Genomic DNA, 25,668 nt, shown 5'->3' with positions numbered 1-25,668 from the left:
CGCGCGCGGCGCCCGCCAGCGGCGTGCGACGCACGGACCGGGAGGGCGGGCGCCGTGGCGCCCGCCCCCCGGACCCGTCCACCTCAGCCCTTGACCGACCCGGCCAGGAGGCCGCGGACGAAGAAGCGCTGCAGGGAGACGAACACGACGAGCGGCACGACCATCGTGATGAAGGCGCCGGCCGACAGCAGGTACCACGCGTTGCCGCGGGTGCCCGCGAGGTCGGCCACCGCCGCCGTGAGCGGCGTCGCGTCGTTCGAGGCGAACGTCAGCGCCACGAGGAGGTCGTTCCAGACCCAGAGGAACTGGAAGACGCCGAAGGCCGCGATGGCCGGCACGAGCAGCGGGAACAGCACCTTGAAGAAGATGGTGACGTGCCCCGCGCCGTCCATGCGCGCCGCCTCGACGAGCGAGGGCGGCACGTCCTTCATGAAGTTGTGCAGCAGGAAGATCGCGAGCGGCAGCGCGAACATCGAGTGCGACAGCCACACCGTCCAGAAGGAGCCGGCGACGCCCACGTCCACGTAGAGGCTGAGCAGCGGGACGAGGGTCACCTGGATCGGCACGATCTGCAGCGCGAACACCGCCACGAACAGCGTGTTGCGCCCCCGGAAGGGGATCCACGCGAACGCGTAGGCCGCGAGCAGCGCCAGGGTGATGGGGATGAGGACGGCCGGCAGCGTGATGACGAAGCTGTTGACGAAGTTCGACGCCAGGCCGCTGTCGACGAGCGCCGCCTGGTAGTTGTACTGCGAGAACAGCGGGTTGGTGATGGCCGTCCACCAGCCCGAGCTCTGGATGTCGTCGACCGTCCGGAAGGACGTGACGAAGAGCCCCAGGGTCGGGATGCTCCAGAGCACGGCGATGACGATGGCGATGGTCGACGCCGCCGGCTTCGACAGCCGGTCGGCGGCCGCCTCGGCGCGGCGCTGGCGCCGCCGCTGGCGCCACGAGTCCGTGACGGGCGCGTCGACCTTGCCCGTGGCCTGGGTGACGACCTCCTGGCTGACGTCGCTCGCGGTCACCGGATCTCCTCGGACAGGCGCAGCTGGCGGACGTTGTAGGCGATGATCGGCACGACCAGGATGAACAGGAGCACGGCGAGCGCCGCGCCCAGGCCCTGGTTGAACTGCCGGAAGGTCTGCGAGTAGAACTCGTTGGCGATCACCGAGGTGCTGAACTGCCCGCCCGTCATCGTGTAGACGATGTCGAAGACCTTGAGCGTCGAGATCGCCACGGTCGTCAGCACGACGACGAGCGCCGGGCGGATGCTCGGCACCGTCACGTAGCGGAACATGCCGAAGCCCGAGACCCCGTCGAGGCGGGCCGCCTCGGTGACGTCGTCGGGGATGGCCTTGATGGACGCCGAGAGCACCGTCATGGCGAAGCCCGCGTTGATCCAGATCATCACCGCGATGATGAAGAAGGTGTTCTGCGGCGCGTTGAGCAGGAACTGGCGGGGCTCGGCCCCGAGCCAGACGAGCACCTGGTTGAGCAGGCCGATCTGGTTCTGCCCCGCGGGGCGGTACTCGTAGACGAACTGCCAGATGATGCCGGCCGCGACGCCGGAGATGGCCATCGGCAGGAAGACGAGCGCCTTGGCGAGGTTCTCGAAGCGCGTGCGGTCGACGAGGTAGGCGTAGACCATGCCGAAGGTCGTCGCGACCAGCGGCACGAGCACCACCCACAGCACGGTGTTGCGCAGCACGATGAGCAGCTCGCTGTTGCTGAAGACGGCGGCGTAGTTGTCGACGCCGACGAACTCGCTGCCGTCGTTGTTCTTGAAGCTGTTGACCAGCGTGCCGATGGCCGGGTACACGAGCCCGAGCAGCAGCAGGAGGATCGGGGGTCCGAGGAAGCCGAGGACGACCACCCACTGCGGCACGCGCTTGGGCTTGTCGACGGCGAAGAGGATCCCGCCCATCACGAGGGCGAAGAGCGCGATGGCCAGGACCATCAGCGCGAGCTTGTGCGCGGTGGTCTCCGCGTCGAGCAACCAGTCCACGAGGTCTCCTCCGAGACGTCATCGGCCCGGCCCAGGGCGCCCGCGGTCGCCGCGCCCGGCGACGCCCCGTGGGGGGGCGCCGCCGGGCGCGGGTCAGCGGTGCGTCACTGGGGCCAGGCGGCCTCGATGTTGTCGAGCGTCTGCTGGTCGGACTGGTCGCTCGCGATCCAGTCCGTCAGCTGCTGCCACTCGGCGTCCGCGCCGACCTGGGCCGGCATGAGGTCGGAGGCGTCGAAGCGGAAGGTCGACTCCGGGTCCTGCAGCTGCTCCACCGCCAGCTGGTCGATCGGGCTCTGCAGGTTGCTCGGGTCGAGCTCGAGGTTCGCCGAGAACCAGCCGGGCTGCGAGGCCTGGGCCTTGAGGTTGGCCCAGTCGCCCGTGGACAGCCAGTACTGGACGGCCTGGGTCGCCGGGTCGTCGTTGAAGGCGGCCACGAACTCGCCGCCGCCGACGATGGCGTTGCCGACGCCCTCGTCGATCACCGGGGTCGGGAAGGCGAAGACGTCACCGTCCTCGGAGACGTCGGTGCCCGCCGGCCAGTTGGCCTGGTAGAAGCTCGCCTGGCGGTGCATCCAGCACTGGCCGTCGAGGATCGGCAGGCCCGCGTCCTGGAACTCCGTCGAGGCGATGGAGCGCACGTCGCCCAGCCCGCCGTTGACGTAGTCGGGGTTCTTGAGGATGCCGCCGGCCAGCGCCAGGGACTCGGCGATCTGCGGGTCGTTGAAGGGGATCTCGTGGGAGATCCACTGGTCGTAGACGTCGGGGCCCTGCTGGTGCAGCACGACGTCCTCGAGGAAGTCGGTGGCCGGCCAGCCGGTGGCCTCGCCCGAGCCGATGCCCGCGCACCACGGCTTGCTGTCGGGGTGGTCGGCGACGATCTGGTCCGACAGGGCGAGCATGTCGTCCCAGGTCTCCGGGACCTCGTAGCCGGCCTCCTCGAAGGCGCCGGGCGAGTACCAGACGAAGGACTTGACGTTGGCGCCGAGCGGCGGGGCGTAGAACGTGCCGTCGACGGTGCCGTAGCCCTTCCAGTCCTCGCTCCAGTACTGGTCGACGTTGTCGACGACGGCCTGGGCGGGCTCCGCGACCTGGCCCGTGGCGACCATCTGCGCGAGGAGGCCCGGCTGTGGCAGGAAAGCGATGTCGGGGGCGTTGCCCGCGTTCACGCGGACGGGCAGCTGCGCCTCGAACTGGCGCGAGCCGTTGTAGTTGACGGAGATGCCGGTGCACTCCTCGAACGGCCCGAAGGCGTCGATGAACGACTGCGACTCCGGGTCGACGATGGTCGTGTAGACCTCGACCTCGGAGCCGTCGACGTCACCGAACTGCTCGAACTGCGAACAGTCGATCTCGCTGCTGGCGACCTCGGCACCGGCGGTGCTGCCGCCGGAGCTGACGCCGGCCTCCTCCTGCGAGGCGCAGCCCGCCAGGGCGACGACGGCGCCCAGCCCGGCGGCGACGGCCGCCCTGCTGCTCTTCCGCGTACGGGTGGACATGGTTCTCCTCTCGCCGGCGGCACCGGTGCCGCGCGCTCCGAGATGACAGCACCCGGGGGCGTCCGCATCAAGCCGCGACGATAACGATCGGGCGACGAGGTGAACCGGTACAGCGACGCACGGGCCGGAATCCGGCATGTGAGCGCTGACACGTCTCGTCGCACCCGCGGCGCGGCGCGGCGGCGCTGCTCCGGGCGGGCGTCCCGCCCACCCCGGGGGCGCTCAGGCCACCGGCGCCGGCTCGTCGCCGGGCTCGCGGAGCGCCGCGGCGCGCCGTCCCCGCTTGGCGGCGTACATGCGCTGGTCGGCCTCGTGGAGCAGCTCGCCGAAGGTCGTCCCGTCGCGCGGGGTGAGGCCGATGCCGATGCTGGCGCCGACGGCGACCTCCCGGCCGCCCAGGTCGACCGGCCGGACCACGGCCGCCGAGACGGCCGCGGCCACGCGCCGCGCGTCCTCCTCGGCGGTCTCCGGGTCGAGCGCCGGCAGCGCGACGAGGAACTCGTCCCCGCCGAGGCGCGCCAGCAGGTCGGTGCGCCGGATCGCCTCCCGGATGCGCCGCGCGAGGGCGACGAGCAGCTCGTCGCCCACCGCGTGGCCGTGCTCGTCGTTGACGGCCTTGAACCCGTCGAGGTCGCAGAAGAGCAGCGCGACCGCGTGGCCGGCCAGGCGCGCGTCCCACAGCGCCGCCTCCACGCGCTCCTCGAGCCGCCGGCGGTTCTTGAGCCCCGTCAGCGGGTCGGTGTAGGCGAGGCGCTCGACCTGCTCGACGAGGGCCCGGGCGCGGTCGCGCTCGGTCTCGAGCGCCCGCTGGGCCTCGACCCGCGCCGTGACGTCGTTCTGGACCCCGATGTACTGGAGCACCTTCCCGTCCGCGCCGAGGACGGGAGCGAGGTAGATCTCGTTCCACCACGGCGCCCGCTCCGGACCCCGGTGGTTGAGCAGCGTCCCCCGCCACTCCTGGCCGGCGCGGATGGCGGCGCGGATGGCGTCGACGACCCCCGGGTCGGTGTCCTCGCCCTGGAGGAAGCGGCAGTTGCGGCCCAGGACGTCCTCGACGGCGATGCCGGAGAGCTGCTCGAAGGCCTTGTTGGCGTAGACGAGCGGCTGGTCGGGGCGCCGCATGTCCGCGATGGTCACGCCGCTCGTCGTGGCGGCGAGCGCGCGGTGCAGGAGCGCCTCGCCGGCGGGGGTGGTGCGGACCTCGCCGGGCGAGCGCGCGGGCCCCGCCGTGCCGGCGTCGGCGGCCACGGAGGCGCGCTGCTCGGCACCGGTGGGCACGGGGACGGCCTCGCGCGGGACCACCCGCGAGAGCAGGCACCGCGCGGCGTCGACGACGGTGGCGCGCTCGTAGGTGAGCGCGTACTCGAAGGTGCGCTGCGCGTCGGGGCCGGTGTCCCCGAGGTCGCGGGCGAGCAGGGCCGCGCTGAAGTGCGGGCCGAGGACGACGACGTCCCACTCGCCGCGGACCGCGTCGTCCGCCGCGAGCGTCGTGCCCCGCAGGCCCGGGATGGGCTCCTCGGGCAGGCCCTCCCCCAGCGCGCACACGAAGCCCGTGCGCTCGACGAGGTCGCGGTAGCGGGCGGCCGTGGCGGGCGTGAAGTGCTTGGCCTCCTGGAAGGTCGAGGCGACGACGGCGGTCTCGCCGAGGCGCAGCGCCTCCCGCTCGAGCTGCTTGCTCAGCTCGATGAGCAGCTGCTTGGGCGAGCGGCGCAGCTCGTGGTGCGCCTGCAGCAGGGCGAAGGGCGACGTCGCGGCGAGGTCGACGGCCGCGCGGGGCGGCAGCACGAGCTCGCCGACCTCGAAGGCGGGGGCCGGGCCCGGCGCGGGCCGCCCGAAGAGCCAGCCCTGGCCGAGGCGCGCCCCGAGGGCGCGGCCGACCCGCAGGTGCCGCTCGTCCTCGATGCCCTCGGCGAGGACGAGGGCGCCCGAGGACTCGGCGTAGGCGTTGACGGCGTTCATGATCTGCGCCACGGCGGGCCCGGGGCGCTCCTGCACGAGGCGCAGGTCCAGCTTGACGACGTCGGGGCGCAGCAGCGGCATGAAGGCCAGGGAGAGCGCGTCCGCGCCGACGTCGTCGAGCGCGATCCCCCAGCCGATCTCCCGGACCCGGTCGACCGTGCGCAGGAGCTCCGCCGGCCGGTGGGCGAGCGCCCGCTCGGTGATCTCCACGACCACGCGGAGGTCTCCCGGAGCGTCGGCGGCGATGGCGAGGAGGTCGTCGAGCGGTGCGCTGTCGAGCACCTCGGGCTCGACGTTGACGAAGAGGGTCAGCGGCGCCAGCAGCTGCTGCTCGAGCGCGCCGCGGAAGGCGGCCTCGCGGCAGGCGGCGTCGAGCTCGGCGAGCAGGCCCTGCGCGCGGGCCGCGGCGAAGAGGTGGTCCGGGCGCTCGAGCTCACTGCCCCGCGGGCCGCGCGCGAGCGCCTCGTAGGCGACCACCCGGCCGCTGTCGAGGTCCACGATCGGCTGGAAGACGCTGCGGACCCCGCCGTCGAGCACCTCGCGCAGCTCGACCGGCCCCGCACCCTCGTCCACCGTCATGCCGTCCTCCGCCTCGCACCGCTCGTCCGGGTGCGCCACCGGCTGGACGCGTCCCCTGGGACTGTCGGCCGTCGGCGCCGCGTCCCGCGGGAGCCGCCGCGGGATCACCCGATCGGCGCACGCCCGGGCCGGCACGTGCGCGGCGCCCGCGGGCGGCGGGCGGCGGGCGGCGGGCGGGTCGCCCGTGACCACCGCCGCGGGCCGAGAGGCGGCAGGATCCCGGCATGGCAGCTGAGAGCACTCCCCCGCTGGGCGTGGCGATGGTCGGCCACTCCTTCATGGGCGCCGCCCACTCCCAGGCGTGGTCGGTCGCGCCGCGCTTCTTCGACCTCCCGCTGGCCCCGCGGATGGTCGTCGTCGCCGGCCGGCGCCCCGACGCGGCCGAGGCCGCCGCGCGCCGGTACGGCTGGGCCGCGAGCACCGCCGACTGGCGCTCCGTCCTGACGCGCGACGACGTCGACCTCGTCGACGTCTGCACCCCGGGCGACACGCACGCGGAGATCGCCGTGGCCGCGCTCGACGCCGGCAAGCACGTGCTGTGCGAGAAGCCCCTCGCCAACTCCGTCGAGGAGGCCGAGACCATGGTCGCGGCCGCCGAGCGCGCGGCGGCCCGCGGCGTCCGGGCGACGGTCGGCTTCACCTACCGGCGCGTGCCGGCCATCGCCCTCGCCCGCCGGCTCGTCGCCGACGGGCGCATCGGGACGGTGCGGCACGTCCGCGCGCAGTACCTGCAGGACTGGATCGCCGACGAGAGCGCCCCCATGTCCTGGCGGCTCGACAAGGAGCGCGCCGGGTCGGGCGCCCTGGGCGACATCGGCGCCCACGTCGTCGACCTCGCCCAGCACGTCACCGGCGAGCTGCTCACGGGCGTCAGCGGGCTCCTCGAGACCTTCGTCCACGAGCGCCCCCTGCCCGGCGACGGCGGCGGCGACCTGCGCGGCACGGCCGGCGAGGGCACGGGGCGCGTGACGGTCGACGACGCGGCCGTCTTCACCGCCCGCCTGGCCGGGGGCGGCCTCGCGACCTTCGAGGCGACCCGCTTCGCCCACGGCCGCAAGAACGCCATCCGGCTCGAGGTCAACGGCTCGCGGGGCTCGCTGGCCTTCGACTTCGAGGACATGAACGTCCTCCACCACTACGACGCGACCGAGGACCCCGTCGTCGCCGGCTTCCGCCGCATCTACGTCACCGAGCCCGACCACCCCTACGGCGGCGCGTGGTGGCCGGCCGGCCACGGCCTCGGCTACGAGCACGCCTTCACCCACCAGGTCGTCGACCTCCTGGGCGCCCTGGCCGAGGGCCGCGACCCCGAGCCCACCTTCGCCGACGGCCTGCAGGTGCAGCGGGTCATGGCGGCCGTCGAGGCGTCGTCGGCCCAGGGGTGCGCCTGGCAGGCCCTCTAGCCCGGCCCGCGGCGCGGGCGGTCCCCGGCGGGGCCGCGGGCGCGGACGCCGCCCCCGGCGCACGGCACGGGGGCGGCGTCGGCGCGTCAGGAGGCGTGCTCCACGCGCAGCACGACCGCCCCTCCGGCGGGCACGTCCACCGCGCCGTCGTGGTGCGCGCCCGTCAGGAGGTCGGTGCCGCCCTCCGGCAGGCGGGCCGGCGCGGCGGCGTGGTTGAGCGCGACGACGAAGTCGACGCCGTCGCCCCGGCGGCGGACCACCTCGAGGTCGTGCGGGAGGTCCCGCGGGGGCAGCCCCGCCGCGGCCCCCACCTCGGCGAGGAGCGCGCGCAGGTCGGGGGCGCCCAGGCGCGTGGCGACGTACCAGGCCGCACCGGCGCCGAGGTCGTGGCGGGTGACGGCGGGGTGCCCGGCGTCCGGGCCCTCGGCGAAGGTCCGCAGCACCTCGGCGCCGCGCAGGCGCACGCGCTCGGACCAGACGTCGCCGACCGGGCCCCGGAGGCCCTCGCCGTCGCCCGACAGGGCGACCCGCTCGCCCGCGCGCAGGGGGTGCCACTCCTCGACGTCGAGCCCGAGGACGTCGCGCAGCTGCCCGGGGTAGGGGCCGTCCGGCACGCGGTCGGTCGCGTCGACGACGCCGGAGAAGAAGGGCACGACGAGGTGCCCCCCGCCCTCGACGTAGGCGCGCAGACCCGCCGCGGCCTCGTCGGTGACGAGGTAGAGCTGCGGCAGGACGAGGACCGGGAAGCGGGCGAGGCGCTCCGGGCCGGCGTCGGGCGGCACGACGGCGACGGTCCGGTGCAGGTCGTGCAGCGCCTCGTAGGTGGCCTCCGCGCGCTCGGCGTACCGGAGGTCGACCGTGGGGCGGAACTCGAGCTCGAGGGCCCACCGCGACGGCCAGTCCCAGACCATCGCGACGTCCTCGACGACCACGCTGCCCGCCACCTCGGCGAGCCGGCCGAGGTCGGCGCCGAGCGCCACGACGTCGCGGAACAGGTCGGAGTCCTCGCCGGCGTGCGGGACCATCGCCGAGTGGAACTTCTCCGCGCCGGAGCGGGAGGCCCTCCACTGGAAGAACATCGCGCCGTCCGAGCCGCGGGCCACGTGCGCGAGCGCGTTGCGCCGCATCTCCCCCGGCCGCTTGGCGACGTTGCGCGGCTGCCAGTTGACCGCGCTCGTCGAGTGCTCGAGCAGCAGCCACGGGCCCCCGCCGGCCAGCCCCCGCGTCACGTCGGCGGACAGCGCGAGGCCCACGTGCGGGCGCTCGGCCTCCGCCGTCAGGTAGTGGTCGTTCGTGACGACGTCCACCTCGGGCGCCCACCGCCAGTAGTCGAGGTCGTCGCTCGTCGTCGCCATGAAGTTCGTCGTCACCGGCGCGCCCGTGGCGTGCGCCCGGACGGCGTCGCGCTCGCCGCGGTAGCACGCGAGGTGCTCGTCGGAGGAGAAGCGCCGGTAGTCCAGCTGCTGCGCCGGGTTCACCGGCATGGGGGCGACCCGGGGCGCCCGCACGTGCTCCCAGGCGCCGTAGCGCTGGCTCCAGAAGGCGGTGCCCCAGGCCCGGTTGAGGGCGTCGAGGTCGCCGTACCGCTCCTGCAGCCAGCGGCGGAACGCCTCCTCGCTGACCGGGCAGAAGCACTGGCCCACCTGCGCGCCGAACTCGTTGCCGATGTGCCACAGCGCGAGCGCCGGGTGGTCGCCCAGCTCGCCCGCGAGGTGGGAGGCGAGGGCCTGCGCGGCCCTCCGGTAGTCGAGGTTGCTGGCGCAGTAGTGCTCTCGCGCACCGATCCCCAGCCGGACGCCGGCGCGCGTCATCGGCAGCGACTCGGGGTACCGGTGCGCGAACCACGGCGGGGGCGAGGCGGACGGCGTCGCCAGGTCGACCCGGACGCCCGCCTCGTGCAGGCGGTCCAGGACGCGCCGCAGCCAGGCGGTCTCGTACCGCCCCTCCTCCGGCTCGAGCAGCGCCCAGGAGAAGACGCCGACCGTCACCATCGTGACCCCGGCCTCGACCATGAGGCGGACGTCCTCCGCCTGCACCTCCTCCGGCCACTGCTCGGGGTTGTAGTCGCCGCCGAAGGCCAGGCGGTCGAGCGTCGGCACCACGGTGGACGGCATGCGGTCTCCTCGGACGACGGTGTCGGAAAGCGGTTGCTCACCGTAGAGCAGGCGACCTGGCGGGCGCGGCGCCCGGACCGGGCGCACCCGCCGGAACTTCCCTCGACGCCCGGACGGCCGTAGTCACTCGGTGTCATGTCACTGGGCCATCAGAGTCATTGTGGCCCGCGGTGGTCACGGGCAGTGACATCCCGGGGTGATGCTCTCCTCCGGGGCGGCCGCTCGGTCCGCCCGCCGGAGCCGGGGCCACGAGGTCCCGCCGACACCGTCAGGAGGCAGCCCGCGTGGTCACGTCACCCCGTGGCTGAGGTCGCGATCCTCATCGCCGCGCACGACGAGGAGGACTGCATCGGTCCGACCCTCGCCGCCGCCACCGCCCAGACGCACCCGCTCGCGGCGGTCGTCGTGATGGCGGACAACTGCACGGACCGCACGGTCGAGATCGCCCGCAGCTTCCCCGGCGTGACCGTCATCGAGACGGTCGGCAACCGGCACAAGAAGGCCGGCGCCCTCAACGAGGCCTGGCAGCTGCTGCGCGGGCGGGTCGACCACGTCGCCTGCCTCGACGCCGACACGATCATCCCGCCGGAGTCGGTGGCGCAGTGGGTGGCCCAGATGGACTCCGAGCCCGGGACCGCCGGCATCAGCGCCCGCTTCACCATGCAGCCCGCTCCCGGGAACACCCGCTGGGGCAACCTCCTCGCCCGGCTGCAGAAGGCCGAGTTCGCCCGCTGGACCGACACCGCGCTGAACCGCGGGGGCCGCACCAGCGTGCTCGCCGGCACGGCCTGCATGCTCCGCATGAGCGCGCTCGAGGTGCTCCACGCCGAGCGCTGCGCCGAGGGCGTCACCACCGGCCCGTGGAGCTACGCCTCCGACGTCGAGGACTTCGAGCTCACCTACCGCCTGCGCCGCCTCGGCTTCGAGACCAAGGTCTCCTTCACCGTGCGCGCCTACACGGACGCCATGACGAGCCTGCGCGCGCTGTGGGCCCAGCGCATGAAGTGGCAGGGCGGCACGGTCGAGGACCTCCTCTCGATCGGCGTCACCCGCCTCACGCTGCGTGACTGGGGCCAGCAGGCCCTCGGCCTCCTCGCCGCCGCCGTCCGCGTCGGCTGGGTCGCGACGACGGCGCTCTACGCGGTCCTCGGCGTGCTGTCCTTCCACTGGGTCTGGTTCGTCGTGCCGCTGCTGTTCATCGCCAACGACGTCAAGCAGTCGCTGCGGGTGCCGCACCGCGACCGCATCGATGTCCTCCTCGCCGCCCTGCTCGTCCCCCAGGAGCTCTTCGCCTGGATGCGGGCGGCCTGGTTCACGCGCGCCTGGGTCGAGTGCCTCGTCTCCCGGTACGTCACGGGCCGCAAGAAGGACCGCTGGGCCGCCCAGTACGCCGCGGAGACCGCCGTCGCCGCCTGAGCCGGCGAGCCCCCGTCCGCCGTCGCCGCCTGAGCCGGCGAGCCCCCCGTCCCCCCTGCACCTCCTGCGCCACCGCCCGGTGGCGCTCCCACCCCTGCCCTCCCGGAGGACCCCCGTGTACGGAGCCAAGACCACCCTCGCCACCGCCAGCGCCGGCGCCACGGGCACGACCATGGCCACGGGCGCCGGCGTCTGGGTCGTGTTCGCCGCCATCACCGTGCTGTTCGCGCTCTCCGCCGTCGTGCAGCTCGTGCGCCCGGCGCGGGCGCACCGCCCCTGACGACGTCCGGCGCGTCGGTCATCCTGGCGAGGTGACCCCCGCCCGCCCCCCGCGCCCGCGACGGGCCGCGGGCGCCGTCCTCGCCGCGACCTGCCTCGTCGCCGGCGCGACCGCGTGCGCCGGCGGCGGTCCCGTGGCCGTCGGCGTCGTCGCGGACGCCCCCGCCGCCGTCGACGCCTTCGCCGAGGCCGCGGGTGCCGCGCCCGCGCTCGTGGGCTGGTACCAGGCGTGGGCCGGCGAGCCCGCCTTCGACGCCGCCCGCGCCGACGCCGCCGTGGCCCGCGGCGCGGTGCCGATGCTCACGTGGGAGCCGTGGGACCCGGCCGGCGGGGCGGTGCAGCCGGCCTACGCGCCGGCCGCCGTCGCCCGCGGCGACCACGACGCCTACCTGCGCGCCTTCGCCCGGCAGGTGCGGGCGTGGGGCGGCGTCCTCGCCCTGCGCCCCTTCCACGAGCAGGACGCCGACCACTACCCGTGGGGCGTCGGGGTCGGCGGCACGACGGCCGAGGACCTCGTCGCCGCCTGGCACCACCTCCGCGGGGTCTTCGCCGAGGAGGGCGCGGACGTCGTGTGGGTGTGGTCGGTCAACGTCCACGCGCCGGGCAGCGCCGCCTACGCCCCGCTGCACCCGGGCGACGACGCGGTCGACTGGGTCGGCCTCGACGGCTACAACGCCGGTGACGCGCTGCCCTGGGGCGGGTGGCGCAGCCCCGAGGAGCTGCTCGGGCCGAGCCTGGACGACCTCGAGGAGCTCACGGACCGGCCCGTCCTGCTCACCGAGGTCGCGAGCGCGGAGCAGGGCGGCGACAAGGCGGCGTGGGTCGGCGACCTGCTCGACCTCGCCTCCGACCGCGGGCTCGCCGGCGTCGTGTGGTTCGACCTCGACAAGGAGGCCGACTGGCGCGTCGCGAGCTCGCCCGAGGCCGAGGAGGCGCTGGGCGCGGCGGTCGCCGAGGTCGGGACGGCGCCGCTGCCGGTGCCGGAGCGCTTCGGGGAGCGCTGACCGCGGGCCGGGACGCCCCGCCCGACGGTCGACGTCCCCGGTCCGCCCGTGAGGTCCGGGCGAGCACCTTCCCCGGACGCCGGACGCCGGACGCCGGACGCCGGACGCCGGACGCCGGACGCCGAGGAGCACACTCGAGAGCGGGGACGCCCGCGAGGGCCGCGCCCCGTCCCACGCGGAGGTCGAGGGCAGGGGGCACCGGGTGCGGTCGACGGAGCGACGGGTCGAGGTGACCGGCGGCCACCTCGGGCTGCAGGAGCTGGGCGACCCCGCCGGTGACGCGGTCCTCGTGGTGCCCACGGCGCTCGTCGCTGACGAGCTCCTCCCGCTCGCGCGCCGCCTCGCGGACGCGGGCCACCGCGTGCTCCACCCGCGACGGCGCGGCTACGGCTCCAGCTCCGCGTCCCCCGAGGGCTGGGCGGTCGTCGACGAGGTGCGAGACGCGCTCGCCGTCCTCGACGCGGCCGACGCCCCCGGGGCCCACGTCGTCGGTGCCTCCTGGAGCGCCCTGGTCGTCCTGGACCTCGCGGTCGTCGCACCGGACCGCGTGCGGTCCCTGGGGCTCGTGGAGCCCCCGCCGCTCGGCGGCCCGACGGACGTCCGCTTCCGCGAGCTCAACGCGGAGCTCCTGGCGCTCCGGCAGCGGGTCGGGGTGCCCGCCGCGCTCGAGCGCTTCCAGACCGACCTGGCCGGCGCGCGCTGGCGCGCGGAGCTCGAGGCCCTGCTGCCCGGCGCCGTCGACCGCGTCGAGCGCGACGCCCCGACCTTCTTCGACCGCGACGTGCCCGCCCTCCTGAGCTGGCGGCCGGACGTCGGACGGCTGCGCGAGGTGCGCGCCCCCGCGCTGCTCGTGGCCGGCGGCGCCTCGGGACCCCTCTTCGCCGGCGTCTCCGCCACGGTCGCCCGCTGGCTGCCGCACGTGCGGACGACGGTCGTCGACGGCGCCGGGCACGACGTGGCGCTCACCCACCCCGACGACGTGGCGAGCCCCCTCCTGCGCACGTGGCGCCCGGACGAGCCTCCCCCGTGACGGCACCTCAGGCTCCGACGAGCTCCTCGAGCAGGTCCGCGCACAGCACCGGCGCGTCGAGCCCCGCGTACTCCGCCGCGAGCCGCCGGGCCGCCGCGCGGTACCGCGGCTCGTGGAGCACGGCGTCGACGCCGCGGCGCACCCGCTCCGGGGTCGGGCGCTGCACGCGGAGGTCGACGCCGGCGCCGGACCAGGCGACCCGGGCGGCGACCTCGGGCTTCTCCTCCGTGCGGCCCGCGACGACGAGGGGCACGCCCGCGGCGAGCGCCGTCTGCACCGCGCCGTAGCCGCCGTTGGTGACGACGGCGTCGGCCAGCGGCAGCAGCTCGCCGAAGGGGAGGAAGCCGCCGACGCGCACGTCCGCGGGCACCGCTCCGCCGGGCAGCGCGCCGGCCGGCAGCGCCGGCGCGTCCCGCCGTCCGGTCGCGACGACGACGAGGTGCCCCGCGCCGGTGAGCCCGCGGACCGCGGGCAGCAGCAGGTCCTCGGGCTCGGTGGCGACCGTGCCCTGCGTGACGACGACCACCCGACGGCGGTCCGCCCGCGCCCGGTGGACGTCGTCCCACCACGGCGGCCGGGGCGCGTCCCCCAGCGGCGGGGCGAGGTGGCCGACGAAGCGCACCGACGCCGGCATGGCCCGCCGCGGGTACTCCAGCGACGGGACGCCGGACTGCAGGTGGAGGAAGGGCGAGACCGGTCCGACGGCCTGGGCTGGGGAGTCCGCCGGCAGGCCGAGCCCGGTGCGCTCCTCGCGCAGGGCGACGACGGCCGGGCGCAGGAGCGTGCGCCAGACCGCCTCCTGCAGCAGGCGGTTGCGGGCGCGGCCCAGCCGGCCGAGCGCGGGCGGCAGCCCGAGCCCGTAGGGGGCGGTGTCGTCGTCGCGCAGCAGCAGGGGCGAGACCCCGAAGACGGCGAAGGGCGGCCCCCCGCGCTCGTGCACGGCCCGCGCGGCCTCCACGAGCCCGACGTCGACGAGCAGGACGTCGGCGGGCGCGGCGGCGAGCTCCGCCTCGAGGTCGGCGACCCAGCCGGGCATCGAGCGCAGGAAGAGGTGCTCGAAGTCCTGCGCGAGGCGCCGCGGGCCCGGCGGGCGGCGGCCCGGCAGCGCCTCGAGCCAGGCGGTGTCGGCGTAGTCGTGGGCGGACCGCAGCGGGACGTGCCGCGCGCCCGTCGCGGCGACCGCCCCGGCGAGGTGGGCGCCCGTCATCCAGCGGACGTCGTGCTCTCGGGCGGCGAGCTCCGCGGCGACGGGGAGGGCGGGCGACGCGTGCCCCGCCATGGGGATGGTCGCCAGCAGCACCCGGACCGTGCTCACCGCGCCGCCTCGCCGACGTAGAGCCAGCGGCCGCCCTCCCGGACGAAGGCGCTGCGCTCGCGCTGGACGTGCCGGCGCCCACCGGCGCGGGCGACGGCCTCGAAGGCCACGACGCCCTCGTCGTCGAAGGGGCCGCCGCGCTCGACCTCCGTGACGGCGAGGTGGAGCCAGCGGACGTCGTCGTCGAGGTCGAGCCCGCCCCCGGGACCGGAGGGGGCGGTGCTCGGGTGCCACGTGCGCAGCAGGTGCGCGGCGTCGCCGACGGCGAAGGCGCTGTACCGCGAGCGCATGAGCGCCTCGGCGGTCGGCGCCTCCCGCTCGCGGCGGTGCAGCGGGCGGCAGCACGCGGCGTACGGCTCGCCCCGCCCGCACGGGCAGGGCGCTGCGCCGTCGAGGACCTCCACGCCCGCAGTGTCCCCCGCACGGGACCGGCCGGCGGGCGACGCCGGGGTCAGAGCAGCTCGCGCAGCCGGTCGGCGTCCCCGTCGCGGAAGGCGGCCCAGACGGCGTCGGCCGCCGGCGCGTCGACGTAGAGGACGGACTGGCCGTCCTCGGTGCCGTCGCCGGCGACCGGCACGGTGCCCGCCACGACGGCGTCGGGCCGGGTGCCGCCGAGGGCCCGGGCGATGGCCTCGAGGTCGCCGAAGGACGTCCCGGAGTCCACGGCGACGTGCTCGCGCACCGCGGACAGCACGCGGGCGGCGCGACGGGGGTCGGAGAACGTCTGCTGGGACAGGACGTCGTCGAACATGGCGAGCAGGTAGCGCTGCTGGTTCGCCACCCGGTCGAGGTCGCCGCGGGGCAGGCTCTTCCGCTCGCGCAGGAAGGCGAGAGCCTCCGCGCCGTCGAGCGTGTTCTCCCCGGCCACCACGTCGACGCCGCGGGAGGTGAAGGCGTACGGCGACTCGACGGTGACCCCGCCGACCGCGTCGGTGAGGGCGACGACGCCGGCGAAGTCGAGCGCGGCGAAGCGGCCGACGCGCACGCCCGTCTCCTGGCGCAGCGTCTCGACGAGGAGGTCGGGCCCGCCCCAGGAGTAGGCGGCGTTGAGCTTGGCCGGACCGCGCCCCGGGACGTCGACCCACAGGTCGCGGGGCAGGGAGACGACGAGGACCTCGCCCTCGGGGGTGACGCGCCCGAGCATCATGACGTCGCTGCGCTGGGCGCCCTCGACCCAGTCGCCGTCCCCGGGCTGCTGCGCCTCGCCGCGGGCGTCGGAGCCGACGAGCAGGAACGCCCGGCCGTCGGCGAGGCTCGCCGCGGCGTCGTCCGCGCCGTCGCCGGGCGAGGGCGCCGTGGTCCCGCTCGCCTCCGCCGGCGCGGCCGTGGGCTCGTCCAGCGCCACGTCGACGCCGCTGATGCCGCCGCGCGCGGCCGAGGCCAGGGCGTCGCGACCCACGGTGGCGGCCAGGCCTCCGGCACCGAGCACGAGCAGGGCGGCGGCGCCGAGCGCGACGGCGGCGCGGCGGCGGGGGTGGGACGGCACGGGCTACCTCCGGGAGGGGGCCGCGCTCACCGGGCGCCGGCTCGGGCGCCCGCGCGCGGGGACCCTCGAGGGTAGGCGCCCGCGCCGGGACGGGAGGCGCGCCTCGGCGCCGTCACGCGCCCGGGTCAGCCGGGGAGCCGCCGGGGCTCACCCGAAGCGGGCGAGGCTCCGCTGCCGGGCCTTCTCCGCCTCGACCGCGCGGTCGCGCGGGGGCGCGCTCGTCACGAGCTCCTCGAGCAGGCGCGCGGTGGCCGCCTCGACCTCCGCGACGGCGCGGGCGAAGGCCTCCTCGTTGGCGCGCGAGGGCCTCGTCGTCCCCGCGATCTTGCGCACGTACTGCAGCGCGGCCTCGTGCACCTCACCCGCTGTCGCGGGCGGCGCCAGGTTCTGCAGCGGGCGGATGTTGCGGCACACGGCCCCTCCCTCCACCGAGCCGGCGGCGGGCCGCTCGGGTGGCGCCAGGCTCCGCCGCCGGGGGCGGGGGGTCAAGACCCCGCCGCCCCGCGACGGCGCGCCGGAGGGCGCCGGGCTACCAGCTCGACTTGGTGATGCCGGGCAGCTGCCCGTCGAGGGCCAGCTCCCGGAAGCGGACGCGCGAGAGCCCGAAGGTGCGCAGGTGCCCGCGGGGACGGCCGTCGACGGCGTCGCGGTTGCGCAGGCGCGTGGGGCTCGCGTCGCGCGGCATGCGCTGGAGCGCGAGCTGCGCGGCGGCCCGCTCGTCGGCGCCCACGTGCGGCGACACGGCGGTGCGCTTGAGCTCCGCGCGCCGCTCGGCGTGCCGGGCGACGACCTCGCGCCGCTGCGCGTCCTTCGCGATCTTGCTCTTCTTGGCCATCAGCGCTCCTCGCGGAAGTCGACGTGCTGGCGGAGGACCGGGTCGAACTTCCTCAGCACCAGGCGGTCCGGGTCGTTGCGGCGGTTCTTGCGGGTGACGTAGGTGTAGCCCGTCCCCGCCGTGGACCTCAGCTTGATGATCGGGCGGACGTCCTGCGCCTTCGCCATCAGACCTTCTCCCCGCGCCGCTGGATCTCCGCGACCACCGCGTCGATGCCGCGGCGGTCGATGGTCTTGATGCCCTTCGTGCTGACGTCGAGGCGGACCGTCCGGCCGAGGCTGGGCACGAAGTACCGGCGCCGCTGGACGTTCGGGTCCCACCGACGCTTGGTCTTGCGGTGCGAGTGCGAGATGGAGTGGCCGAAGCCGGGCACGGCTCCGGTCACCTGGCAGCGGGCGGGCATGGCGCTCCTCCTCGGCAGGGCGGTCGGCGCAGCGGGGCGTCGACCGGTGGACGTCGAGACGGTAGCGTAACGGGAACCGTTCTCACCTTCGTCCGAGGAGCTGCCGTGAAGCCCGACGTCCACCCCGAGTACGGCCCCGTGGTCTTCCGCGACCGCGGCGCCGGCGTGTCGTTCCTGTCCCGCTCCACGCTGTCGGGTCGTCGCGGCGGCCCGACGGTCGAGTGGGAGGACGGCGCCACCTACCCCGTCGTCGACGTCGACGTCTCGGCCGCGAGCCACCCCTTCTGGACGGGCAACGCCCGCGTGCTCGACACCGAGGGGCGCGTGGAGAAGTTCCGCCGGCGCTACGGCCGCAACGGGTCGTGAGGACCCTGCGGCCCCGGCGGCCGACCACCCCGGTCACGGTGGTCAGCTCCTGCGACGCCGTCCTGCGGGACGCGGCGCTCGCGGGCGTCCTCTGCGACGAGCCGGGCGTCGTCGTCGTCCGCCACGCCCTCGGGCCGCGGCGCGACGACGGCCTGCGCCGCACGGTGCTCGACGCCGGCGGGGTCGTCGAGGACGCGCGGCTGCGCCTCGACCGCTCCTGCCTCGGCTGCGCCCTCCGCGAGGACGCCCTGCCCGCCGTGGTGGCCGCCGCGGCGTCGGGGCGGTGGCGCCGCGTCGTGCTGGCGCTGCCCGTGACGGCGGAGCCCGTCGCGGCCGTCCAGGCGCTCACCTCGGGCGCGGTGGGCGGGCGGCCCGTCTCGGCGTGGGCCCACGTCGACGGGGTCGTCGCCGTCGCGCACGGCCCCGCGCTCGAGGAGGACCTCTTCGGCGACGACCTGTGGGTCGAGCGCGGGCAGGGCCTGGACGAGGCGGACGCCCGGTCGGTGGGCGAGACGGTGGCGCGCCAGCTCGAGGAGGCGGACGCCGTCCTCCTCGGCGGAGCGCCGAGCGCCGCGGGGGCCGCCGCCGTCCGGCACCTCGCCGGCCCGCGCACGGAGCAGCTGCCGCTGCACGAGACCTCCGGGCTCGAGGTGCTCCGCCGCCGCCGTCCCGCGGCCGCCGGCGGCGCCCGCAGCGCCGGGCTGCTCGGGCTCCAGCACCCCGGGGCGCAGGACGAGCACGGCGTGTGGACGACGCTGCTCGACTCCCCCCTGCCCCTCCACCCGGAGCGCCTGCTCGAGCGGACCGCGGAGCTGGGCGGCAGCCCGCTCCGCGCGCGGGGGAGCTTCTGGCTGCCCACGCGCCCCACCACGGCCTGCGCCTGGGACGCGGGCGGCGGGCAGCTCGCCGTCGGCCGCCTGGGCGCCTGGGGCGACGGCGACCGCCGGACCCGGCTGCTCGTCACCGGGCGGGGCGACGGCGGCGCGGCGCGGGTGGAGCGCGCCTTCGCCGAGGCGCTCGCGACGCCGGCCGAGATGGCCCGGGGCGGGTGGCCCGGGGCCGAGGAGGACGGCTTCTCCGCCTGGCTCGGCGAGGTGCGCCCGGAGACCGGGAGCACCGGCGCACCCGACGGCGGGCGCGGCCGCACGACGTGACCGCGGTGCGCCCCCGCCACCCCGCTCCTCCTCGGCGGACGGTCCACCGCCCTCGCCCCGGGTGGTCCGTCGCGACCGCGAGCACGGCGTCCCTGAGCACCTCCTGGCGTGCATGTGAGAACCGTTCCCGCTTACGGTGGTCGTATGCCTCGAGCCACGACATCGACCCGCGTCCGCAGCCCCTCCCGCACCGCCGCCCTCACCCTCACCCTCGCCCTCGGGGCCCTCGTCGCCGGCTGCTCCGGCGGGGCGGGCGACGAGGAGGGCACCGCGGCGACGGGCGCCGTCCCCGTCACCGTGAGCATCGCCCCGCAGGCGGCCTTCGTGGAGGCCATCGGCGGCGACCACGTGGACGTCACCGTGATGGTCCCCTCCGGCAGCGAGCCGGCGACGTACGAGCCCACGGCCCAGCAGGTGGCCGCGCTGTCGGAGAGCGAGGTGTACTTCAGCATCGACGTGCCCTTCGAGCGCGCCTGGCTGCCCCGCTTCCGCGAGGCCGCGGGCGACCTCGAGGTCGTCGACACGACCGCGGGCGTCGACCGCGAGGAGCTGGACGGCGGCCAGCCCGACCCGCACATCTGGCTCGCCCCCGACCTGGTGGAGGAGCAGGCGCAGGCCTACGCCGACGCCCTCGCCGAGGTCGACCCGGAGAACGCCGAGGACTACGAGCAGGGCCTCGCGGACTTCACCGGGACGGTCGAGGAGGTCGACGCCGAGCTGGGCGAGGAGCTGGCCCCCTACGCGGGCGAGTCCTTCATGATCTTCCACCCGGTGCTGGACTACTTCGCCGAGGAGTACGACCTCCAGCCGATCAACATCGAGGCCGGCGGGGACGAGCCCAGCGCCTCCGACCTGCGGCGCCTCGTGGAGGCGGGCCGGGAGGCCGGGGTCTCCGCGGTCCTCGTCGAGCCGCAGTTCTCCCAGACCTCCGCACGCACCATCGCCGACCAGCTGGGCGTCCCGGTCGAGGAGGTCGACCCCCTGTCGCAGGACTGGGCGTCGAACATGCGCGACATCGGCGACACCCTGGCGGGCGCCCTCGAGCAGGGCGCGTGAGCGGCGCCGCCGCGCCGCCCCCGTCGGACCTCGCGCTCGAGCTGAGCGGCGTCGCCGCCGGCTACGACGGCCGCACCGTCGTGGAGGGGGTCCACCTGAGGGTCGCCCCCGGGGAGTTCTGCGGGGTCGTCGGCCCCAACGGCGGGGGCAAGTCCACGCTGCTCAAGGTCGTCCTCGGGCTGCTGAGCCCCTCGGCCGGCACGGTCCGGGTGCTCGGGCGGACGCCGTCGCGGGCCCGGCACGAGGTGGGCTACCTGCCCCAGACGCCGGACCACGACCCGGCCTTCCCCGTGACGGTGCGCGACGTCGTCGGCATGGGGCTCCTGAGCCCGAGCCCCCGCGACTGGCTGCCCGGCGGCCGGCGGGAGCGCCGTCGCGCCGTCGACGACGCCCTCGGGGAGGCGGGGCTCGAGGACGTCGCGGGCTCCCGGCTCGGCCAGCTGTCCGGGGGGCAGCGCGAGCGCGTGCTCCTGCTGCGCGCGCTCGTCTCCCGGCCTGCGCTCCTGGTGCTCGACGAGCCGACCACCGGCCTCGACCCGCAGGCCGCCTCGATGCTGCACGCCCAGCTCGTCGGCCTGCGCGACGCCGGCGAGGTGGCGGCGCTCGTCGTCAGCCACGACCTCGAGGAGGTCGAGGACCTGTGCCCGCGCACCGTCCGGGTGGACGGCGGGCTCGAGGAGCGGGGCGCCCGCGAGGGGAGCCCGGCGGGCGCGGGGGTGGCGCGTGCTTGACGTCCTCTCGCTCCAGTTCGTCCAGCACGCCGTCGCCGCCGGGCTGCTCGCCGCCGTCGCGCTCGGGGTCGTGGGCACGCTCGTCGTCGTCAAGCGCGAGGTCTTCGTCAGCGCGGGCATCGCCCACGCCTCCTACGGGGGCGTGGGGCTGGGCTTCTTCCTGTCCCTCGACCCCTCGCTCATGGCGATGGTCGTCGGCGTCGCGCTCGCGATGGCGATGGGCCTCGTGCGACGCGTCTCCTCCCAGCGCACCGACACCCTCATCGGGGCGATGTGGGCGATCGGCATGGCGTCGGGCGTGCTGCTGGTCGACCTCACGCCCGGGTACACGGCGAACGCCCGCAGCTTCCTGTTCGGCAGCCTGCTCACGGTGCCGACGTCGGACCTCGTGCTCATCGCGGTGCTCGACGTCGTGATCGTCGCCATCGCCGTCGTCGGGCACCGGCTGCTCGTCGCGCAGGCCTTCGACCCGGTGTTCGTCCGCGCCCGCGGTCTGCCGTCGATGGTGCTGGACCTGCTGACGCTGCTGCTGGTGGCGCTCACCGTCGTCGTGCTCATGCGGGTGACCGGCCTGGTGCTGCTCATCGCGATGCTCACGCTGCCCGCCGCGCTGGCGGGGCGCCTGACCCGGACGGTCGGCGCGACGATGGCCCTGGCCGGCGCCGTGGCTGCGCTCTGCACGATGGCCGGGCTCGTCGTCTCCTACCGCGCCGACGTCACCTCCGGGCCCGCCGTCGTCGGGGTCACCGCCGCCGCGTACCTGCTCGTCGTCGCGACCACCGCCGTCGTGGGGCGCGCCTACCGCCGGGCCGGCGCGGCACCCGCGCACGCCGGAGCCGCCCCCGGTGGGGACCCGCGACGGCCGCACGAGCACGTCGGCGCGGCGTCGCCCGGCTGACGCGAGCGAGGCGGCTGCGGTGGCGGACGGACGGCGAGACCCCCCGCCGGTCGGCGCACCGCCGAGAGACGTCCACGAGCGTGACCGTGCACGGTCACGCTCGTGGACGTCTTCGCCCCGGGGCCCGTGACGGGCTCAGTGCTCGTCGTAGTGCCCGTCGTGGGCCGCGTGGCGGTGCGCGCCGTGGACGTAGTCCACGTGGTCGCCGTGCTCGACGGTCTCGTGGCCGCAGCCCTCGCCGTGCGCGTGGTCGTGGGCGCCGTCGACGACGTGCGCCTCGACCGGGTGCTCGTCGTAGTGGCCGTCGTGCCCGCTGTGGGCGTGGCCGTCGTGCAGGTAGTCGACGTGGTCCTCGTGCGGGACGACGGCGTGGCCGCAGTCGGGCGCGTGGACGTGGTCGTGGTCGACGTGGGTCTCGTGCGTCGCGGTGCTCATGGGTCCTCCTGGGTCGCTGCTGGGGTGCTCTGGTCCCTGGGTGGTCCGGGTCCTGAGCGGTCGGGCGCTCCCGGCCTCAGCCGGCGTCCGCCTCGCGCTCGTGCTCGAGGGCGTCGGTGACCACGTGCGCCACGTGCTCGTCGACGACCTCGTAGACGACGGTGCGCCCGTCGCGACGGCCGCGGACCAGCCGCGCCTGCCGCAGCACCCGCAGGTGCTGGGACACCAGCGGCTGCGGCGCGCCGAGGTCCTCGGCGAGGTCGCCGACCGACGCCGGTGCCTGCGCCAGGCGCTGCACGAGCGCCAGGCGCCGGGGGGAGGCCAGCGTCGCGAACAGCTCGGCCGTCCGCTCGTAGACCTCGTCCCCGACCACGAGGACCAACATACGTGCGCACGTGCGCATATGTCGAGCTCTGCACCCGTCCGACGCGCCGAGCACCTCCCGGCACGCGTCACACAGCGGACACAGCGGGGCAACACGGCGCGCCACCTCACCCGATGGGGTGACGTCGTCTCCCTTCCCCGACCCCGAGGTGACCGACCATGCCCGCCCCTCGCACCCCCGCCGACCGCCCCTCCGCCGACCGCCCCTCTGCCGACCGCCCGGGACGCGCCCGCCGCGCCCTGCCCCTCGCCCTCTCCTCCACCGCGGCCGCCACGGCCGCCGCGCTCGTGACCGCCGCGGTGCTGCCCGCGGCGCCCGTCGACGTCGCCCGCGCCGACACGGTGCAGCTGACGGCCGGCGTCCAGAGCGTCGCCTACGCCCAGGCGGTCTCCGCCGCCGCCGCGACGACTCCCAAGGTCACGCTCGTGGCGACGGGCGGCACGATCTCCGGCTTCGCGCAGGGCCGCGAGACCTTCACGAACTACCGGTCGGGCAGCATCACGGGTGAGCAGATGGTCGACTACCTGCAGCCCGAGCTCGCCGGGGTGGCCGACGTCGACGTCGTCCAGTTCGGCAACGCCGGCTCCAGCGGCTACAGCATCGAGCAGTACCGGGAGCTCACCCTCGTCGTCGAGGAGGCCCTCGAGACCTCCGACGGCGTCGTCGTCACGACGGGCACGGACACCCAGGAGGAGTTCGCGTACTGGCTGGACCTCACGGTGCAGAGCCCGGAGCCCGTGGTGACGACCGGCGCGATGCGGCCGTCGTCGACCCCCGACGGCGACGTCGTCTTCGGCGCCGACGGGCCGGCCAACCTCTTCAACGCCATCAAGCTGGCCGGGAGCCAGGCCACGTACTGCTACGGCACCGTGCTCATGATGAACGACGAGGTCTTCGCCGGCCGCGACGTCACCAAGACGAGCAGCTACCGCACCGACACCTTCCAGGCGCGCGAGTACGGCGTGCTCGGCTGGATCGACGGGCCGGAGATCACGATGGGCCGCGCGACGCCGCGGGTGCAGTCCTGCGACGCGCCGGAGGAGTGGGCGACGCCCTTCGACATGTCCACCGTGGCCGCGGAGGACCTGGCGCGCGCCGAGGTCGTGCCGTCCTACCAGGACGCCGGCGGCGAGGCGATCACCGCCTTCGCCGAGGCCGGCGTGCAGGGCATCGTCACGGCGGGGACGGGCGCGGGCGGCATCTCGCCCGACCAGCGCACCGCTCGCGCCGCAGCCCTCGAGGCCGGCACCGTCTTCGTCACGACGACGCGCACGGGTTCCGGCTCCGTCTACGGCGGTGGCGACGGGGTCATCGCCGGCGGCGACCTCCTGCCGCAGAAGGCGCGGCTGCTCCTCCTCCTCGGGCTGACCTTCGCGCCCGGTGACGTCGAGCAGGTGCGGACGTGGTTCGACACGGTCGGCAACCCCGACTTCACGACCGTGGCCGCGCCGGCCGCGCCCGCGGGAGACGCCCCCGCCTGACGTCGGCAGGACGGGCGGCCGAGCCCCGGCACCCCCCGAGGTGCCGGGGCGCGGTCGCCCACGGTGGCGGGCCGCGCCGGGCCGGGCGAGGCTCGGGCGCATGGCCGACCTGCTGCGCACCCTCGCCCTCGGCGTCGTCGCCGGCGGCGCCGCCACCTACGCCAAGACCCGCGCCGAGGGGGCGCTGCAGCCGCTCGCGGAACGGGCGCTGCCCCCGGCACCCGCGGCCGAGCGCCGCTCGGGAGCCGACCCCGCCGACCACCCCGAGCGGATGCCGCCCGCCGAGCTCGTCGACGCCGCCCTGCGCCGCACGGTCGGCCAGGGCGCGGGCGAGCAGGAGCGGACCCAGGGGTCGCAGGCGCTCCACTGGGGCATGGGCCTCGGCGCCGGCCTGCTCTACACCGCCCTCTCGCAGCGGTACCCGGCGGCCCGGGCCGGGCTCGGGGCGGTCTTCGGGCTCGTGCTCTACGGCGCCACGCACGCGACGACGCTGCCCGCCGCCGGCCTGCAGGCGCCGCTGCGCGAGCTGCCCCGCGCCGCGCTGCTCTGGGAGCCAGGCTCGCACGTCGTCTACGGCGTCGTCCTCGAGTCGGTGCTGCGCCTCGCGGGGCGCGACGAGCGCACCGACGGCTGAGGGCGGGTCCACGGCTGCAGCGGTGGACGCACGACGCGCGTGACGGCGTCCTGCGTCCACCGCTGGCGGCGCGGCCCTCGTCACCGCGCGTCGTCGGCGGCCCGCCCTAGGGTCGGGCGACCGCTGCTCCCGCCGAGAGGACGACGACGTGCCCCGCCTGACCGACCCCGCCCACCACCACCGCGCCGCCGACGACCGCTACGACGCGATGACCTACCGGCGGACGGGGCGCAGCGGCCTCGACCTGCCGCTGCTGTCCCTCGGCCTGTGGCACAACTTCGGCGACGACGTCCCGCTGGAGCGCCAGCGCGCCGTCATCCGCCGGGCCTTCGACCTGGGCGTCACGCACTTCGACCTCGCCAACAACTACGGCCCGCCCTACGGCAGCGCCGAGGCCAACTTCGGGCGGATCTTCGCCGAGGACCTCGCCCCCTACCGCGACGAGCTCGTCATCTCGAGCAAGGCCGGCTACGACATGTGGCCCGGCCCGTACGGCCAGGGCGGGGGCGGCCGCAAGTACGTCCTCGCCAGCCTCGACCAGTCCCTCGAGCGCATGGGCCTGGACCACGTCGACATCTTCTACAGCCACCGCTTCGACCCCACGACCCCGCTCGAGGAGACGATGGGGGCGCTCGACACCGCGGTGCGCTCCGGCCGGGCGCTCTACGCCGGCATCTCCTCCTACAGCCCCGAGGACACCCGCCGGGCGGCCGCGATCCTCGCCGACCTCGGCACGCCGCTGCTCATCCACCAGCCCTCGTACTCGATGCTCAACCGCTGGGTCGAGACCGAGGGCCTGCTCGACGCGCTCGCCGACGTGGGCGCCGGGTGCATCGCCTTCTCGCCGCTGGCCCAGGGCATGCTGACGAGCAAGTACCTCGACGGCGTCCCCGCCGGCTCCCGGGCCTCCCAGGGCAAGTCCCTGTCGCCCGACCTCCTCACCGACGAGGCGCTGCGGCACGTGCGCGCCCTCGACGGGATGGCGCAGGAGCGCGGGCAGACGCTGGCGCAGATGGCGCTGGCGTGGGCGCTGCGCGACGAGCGCATGACGTCGCTCGTCATCGGAGCCAGCAGCGTCGAGCAGCTCGAGCAGAACGTCGCGGCGCTCGAGAACCCGTCCTTCTCCGACGACGAGCTCGAGCGCATCGACCAGCACGCGGTCGAGGCGGGCATCGACCTCTGGAAGGGCTCGCGCCGGGGCTGA

27 protein-coding genes are annotated in these 25,668 nt (G+C 76.0%); 13 read left to right on the top strand and 14 right to left on the bottom strand.

Annotated features, from left to right (window positions below):
* Nucleotides 1–83: 83 nt before the first annotated feature.
* The 4 genes from WDV85_RS12495 to WDV85_RS12480 form a co-directional block, all read right to left on the bottom strand.
* Entirely contained in the window at nt 84–1,025 is a 942-nt protein-coding gene (locus tag WDV85_RS12495) for a carbohydrate ABC transporter permease (RefSeq protein WP_339570931.1), read from the bottom strand.
* Nucleotides 1,022–2,005: a carbohydrate ABC transporter permease gene (locus tag WDV85_RS12490; RefSeq protein WP_339570930.1), complete on the bottom strand. Its 984-nt coding sequence runs from the start codon at nt 2,003–2,005 to the stop codon at nt 1,022–1,024. The genes WDV85_RS12495 and WDV85_RS12490 overlap by 4 nt, the downstream gene beginning before the upstream one ends.
* A gap of 104 nt (nt 2,006–2,109) precedes the next feature.
* On the bottom strand, nt 2,110–3,501 hold the full coding sequence (locus WDV85_RS12485) for an ABC transporter substrate-binding protein (RefSeq protein ID WP_339570929.1): 1,392 nt from the start codon (nt 3,499–3,501) through the stop codon (nt 2,110–2,112).
* Between the two features lie 222 nt (nt 3,502–3,723).
* On the bottom strand, nt 3,724–6,039 hold the full coding sequence (locus WDV85_RS12480; RefSeq protein WP_339570928.1) for a diguanylate cyclase domain-containing protein: 2,316 nt from the start codon (nt 6,037–6,039) through the stop codon (nt 3,724–3,726).
* Between the two features lie 224 nt (nt 6,040–6,263).
* Between WDV85_RS12480 and WDV85_RS12475 the strand changes: the two genes are divergently transcribed.
* Nucleotides 6,264–7,442, top strand: a complete 1,179-nt coding sequence (locus tag WDV85_RS12475) for a Gfo/Idh/MocA family protein (protein ID WP_339570927.1) — start codon at nt 6,264–6,266, stop codon at nt 7,440–7,442.
* A gap of 86 nt (nt 7,443–7,528) precedes the next feature.
* Here the strand turns inward: WDV85_RS12475 and WDV85_RS12470 are convergent, their stop codons facing one another.
* Complete coding sequence (locus WDV85_RS12470) at nt 7,529–9,556, bottom strand: beta-galactosidase (RefSeq protein WP_339570926.1); 2,028 nt, start codon at nt 9,554–9,556, stop codon at nt 7,529–7,531.
* Nucleotides 9,557–9,856: 300 nt separating this feature from the next.
* Here WDV85_RS12470 and WDV85_RS12465 point away from each other — a divergent pair, with 300 nt between their 5' ends.
* From WDV85_RS12465 to WDV85_RS12450, 4 genes are all read left to right on the top strand, one after another.
* Nucleotides 9,857–10,972: a glycosyltransferase family 2 protein gene (locus WDV85_RS12465; RefSeq protein ID WP_339570925.1), complete on the top strand. Its 1,116-nt coding sequence runs from the start codon at nt 9,857–9,859 to the stop codon at nt 10,970–10,972.
* Between the two features lie 115 nt (nt 10,973–11,087).
* Complete coding sequence (locus tag WDV85_RS12460; protein WP_298806886.1) at nt 11,088–11,252, top strand: hypothetical protein; 165 nt, start codon at nt 11,088–11,090, stop codon at nt 11,250–11,252.
* A 31-nt stretch (nt 11,253–11,283) separates the two neighbouring features.
* The gene (locus WDV85_RS12455) at nt 11,284–12,255 is read left to right on the top strand and encodes a glycoside hydrolase family 26 protein (RefSeq protein ID WP_339570924.1); all 972 of its coding nucleotides are present in this window, start codon (nt 11,284–11,286) and stop codon (nt 12,253–12,255) included.
* A gap of 202 nt (nt 12,256–12,457) precedes the next feature.
* Complete coding sequence (locus WDV85_RS12450; protein ID WP_339570923.1) at nt 12,458–13,285, top strand: alpha/beta fold hydrolase; 828 nt, start codon at nt 12,458–12,460, stop codon at nt 13,283–13,285.
* A 7-nt stretch (nt 13,286–13,292) separates the two neighbouring features.
* On the opposite strand, the gene WDV85_RS12445 is transcribed toward WDV85_RS12450, so the two are convergent.
* From WDV85_RS12445 to rpmB, 7 genes are all read right to left on the bottom strand, one after another.
* Nucleotides 13,293–14,600 (bottom strand): glycosyltransferase, encoded by a 1,308-nt coding sequence (locus tag WDV85_RS12445; RefSeq protein ID WP_339570922.1) that lies wholly within the window; start codon nt 14,598–14,600, stop codon nt 13,293–13,295.
* Nucleotides 14,597–15,004: a YchJ family protein gene (locus tag WDV85_RS12440; protein ID WP_339570921.1), complete on the bottom strand. Its 408-nt coding sequence runs from the start codon at nt 15,002–15,004 to the stop codon at nt 14,597–14,599. The genes WDV85_RS12445 and WDV85_RS12440 overlap by 4 nt, the downstream gene beginning before the upstream one ends.
* Nucleotides 15,005–15,051: 47 nt before the next feature.
* Nucleotides 15,052–16,086, bottom strand: a complete 1,035-nt coding sequence (locus tag WDV85_RS12435; protein WP_339570920.1) for an LCP family protein — start codon at nt 16,084–16,086, stop codon at nt 15,052–15,054.
* Nucleotides 16,087–16,233: 147 nt separating this feature from the next.
* Nucleotides 16,234–16,500: a DUF2277 domain-containing protein gene (locus WDV85_RS12430; RefSeq protein WP_339570919.1), complete on the bottom strand. Its 267-nt coding sequence runs from the start codon at nt 16,498–16,500 to the stop codon at nt 16,234–16,236.
* Between the two features lie 115 nt (nt 16,501–16,615).
* Nucleotides 16,616–16,921, bottom strand: coding sequence for a 30S ribosomal protein S14 (gene rpsN, locus WDV85_RS12425; RefSeq protein ID WP_339570918.1), 306 nt, complete (start codon nt 16,919–16,921; stop codon nt 16,616–16,618).
* Nucleotides 16,921–17,088 carry a 50S ribosomal protein L33 gene (gene rpmG / locus WDV85_RS12420; protein ID WP_339570917.1) on the bottom strand — a complete coding sequence of 56 codons (168 nt, stop codon included), beginning with the start codon at nt 17,086–17,088 and terminating at the stop codon, nt 16,921–16,923. Before rpmG ends, rpsN begins: the two co-directional genes overlap by 1 nt.
* Entirely contained in the window at nt 17,088–17,324 is a 237-nt protein-coding gene (gene rpmB / locus WDV85_RS12415) for a 50S ribosomal protein L28 (RefSeq protein ID WP_339570916.1), read from the bottom strand. The genes rpmG and rpmB overlap by 1 nt, the downstream gene beginning before the upstream one ends.
* A gap of 105 nt (nt 17,325–17,429) precedes the next feature.
* Here rpmB and WDV85_RS12410 point away from each other — a divergent pair, with 105 nt between their 5' ends.
* The 5 genes from WDV85_RS12410 to WDV85_RS12390 all read left to right on the top strand — a co-directional run bounded on the left by WDV85_RS12410 (nt 17,430) and on the right by WDV85_RS12390 (nt 21,529).
* On the top strand, nt 17,430–17,690 hold the full coding sequence (locus WDV85_RS12410) for a type B 50S ribosomal protein L31 (protein WP_339570915.1): 261 nt from the start codon (nt 17,430–17,432) through the stop codon (nt 17,688–17,690).
* Between the two features lie 38 nt (nt 17,691–17,728).
* Nucleotides 17,729–18,844, top strand: a complete 1,116-nt coding sequence (locus WDV85_RS12405; RefSeq protein ID WP_339570914.1) for a GTP-binding protein — start codon at nt 17,729–17,731, stop codon at nt 18,842–18,844.
* A gap of 144 nt (nt 18,845–18,988) precedes the next feature.
* The gene (locus tag WDV85_RS12400) at nt 18,989–19,900 is read left to right on the top strand and encodes a metal ABC transporter solute-binding protein, Zn/Mn family (RefSeq protein WP_339570913.1); all 912 of its coding nucleotides are present in this window, start codon (nt 18,989–18,991) and stop codon (nt 19,898–19,900) included.
* A complete protein-coding gene (locus WDV85_RS12395; protein ID WP_339570912.1) occupies nt 19,897–20,631 on the top strand; it encodes a metal ABC transporter ATP-binding protein in 735 nt (244 codons plus the stop codon). The genes WDV85_RS12400 and WDV85_RS12395 overlap by 4 nt, the downstream gene beginning before the upstream one ends.
* Nucleotides 20,624–21,529 carry a metal ABC transporter permease gene (locus tag WDV85_RS12390; RefSeq protein WP_339570911.1) on the top strand — a complete coding sequence of 302 codons (906 nt, stop codon included), beginning with the start codon at nt 20,624–20,626 and terminating at the stop codon, nt 21,527–21,529. The genes WDV85_RS12395 and WDV85_RS12390 overlap by 8 nt, the downstream gene beginning before the upstream one ends.
* A 135-nt stretch (nt 21,530–21,664) precedes the next feature.
* On the opposite strand, the gene WDV85_RS12385 is transcribed toward WDV85_RS12390, so the two are convergent.
* Both WDV85_RS12385 and WDV85_RS12380 read right to left on the bottom strand, forming a co-directional pair.
* Nucleotides 21,665–21,964: a hypothetical protein gene (locus WDV85_RS12385; RefSeq protein ID WP_339570910.1), complete on the bottom strand. Its 300-nt coding sequence runs from the start codon at nt 21,962–21,964 to the stop codon at nt 21,665–21,667.
* Nucleotides 21,965–22,040: 76 nt separating this feature from the next.
* Nucleotides 22,041–22,337, bottom strand: a complete 297-nt coding sequence (locus WDV85_RS12380) for an ArsR/SmtB family transcription factor (RefSeq protein ID WP_339570909.1) — start codon at nt 22,335–22,337, stop codon at nt 22,041–22,043.
* 170 nt (nt 22,338–22,507) lie between these two features.
* Between WDV85_RS12380 and WDV85_RS12375 the strand changes: the two genes are divergently transcribed.
* The 3 genes from WDV85_RS12375 (at nt 22,508) to mgrA (ending at nt 25,668) form a co-directional block, all read left to right on the top strand.
* Nucleotides 22,508–23,830 (top strand): asparaginase, encoded by a 1,323-nt coding sequence (locus WDV85_RS12375; protein ID WP_339570908.1) that lies wholly within the window; start codon nt 22,508–22,510, stop codon nt 23,828–23,830.
* Nucleotides 23,831–23,930: 100 nt separating this feature from the next.
* Nucleotides 23,931–24,464: a DUF1440 domain-containing protein gene (locus WDV85_RS12370; protein ID WP_339570907.1), complete on the top strand. Its 534-nt coding sequence runs from the start codon at nt 23,931–23,933 to the stop codon at nt 24,462–24,464.
* Between the two features lie 148 nt (nt 24,465–24,612).
* Nucleotides 24,613–25,668, top strand: a complete 1,056-nt coding sequence (gene mgrA, locus WDV85_RS12365; RefSeq protein WP_339570906.1) for an L-glyceraldehyde 3-phosphate reductase — start codon at nt 24,613–24,615, stop codon at nt 25,666–25,668.

Origin of the sequence: Pseudokineococcus sp. 5B2Z-1 (assembly GCF_037482305.1) — a bacterium.
Classification (GTDB): Bacteria; Actinomycetota; Actinomycetes; order Actinomycetales; family Quadrisphaeraceae; genus Pseudokineococcus.
The sequence above is the reverse complement of the archived record's forward strand: the minus strand, read 5'-3'. Positions and strand labels throughout refer to the sequence as shown.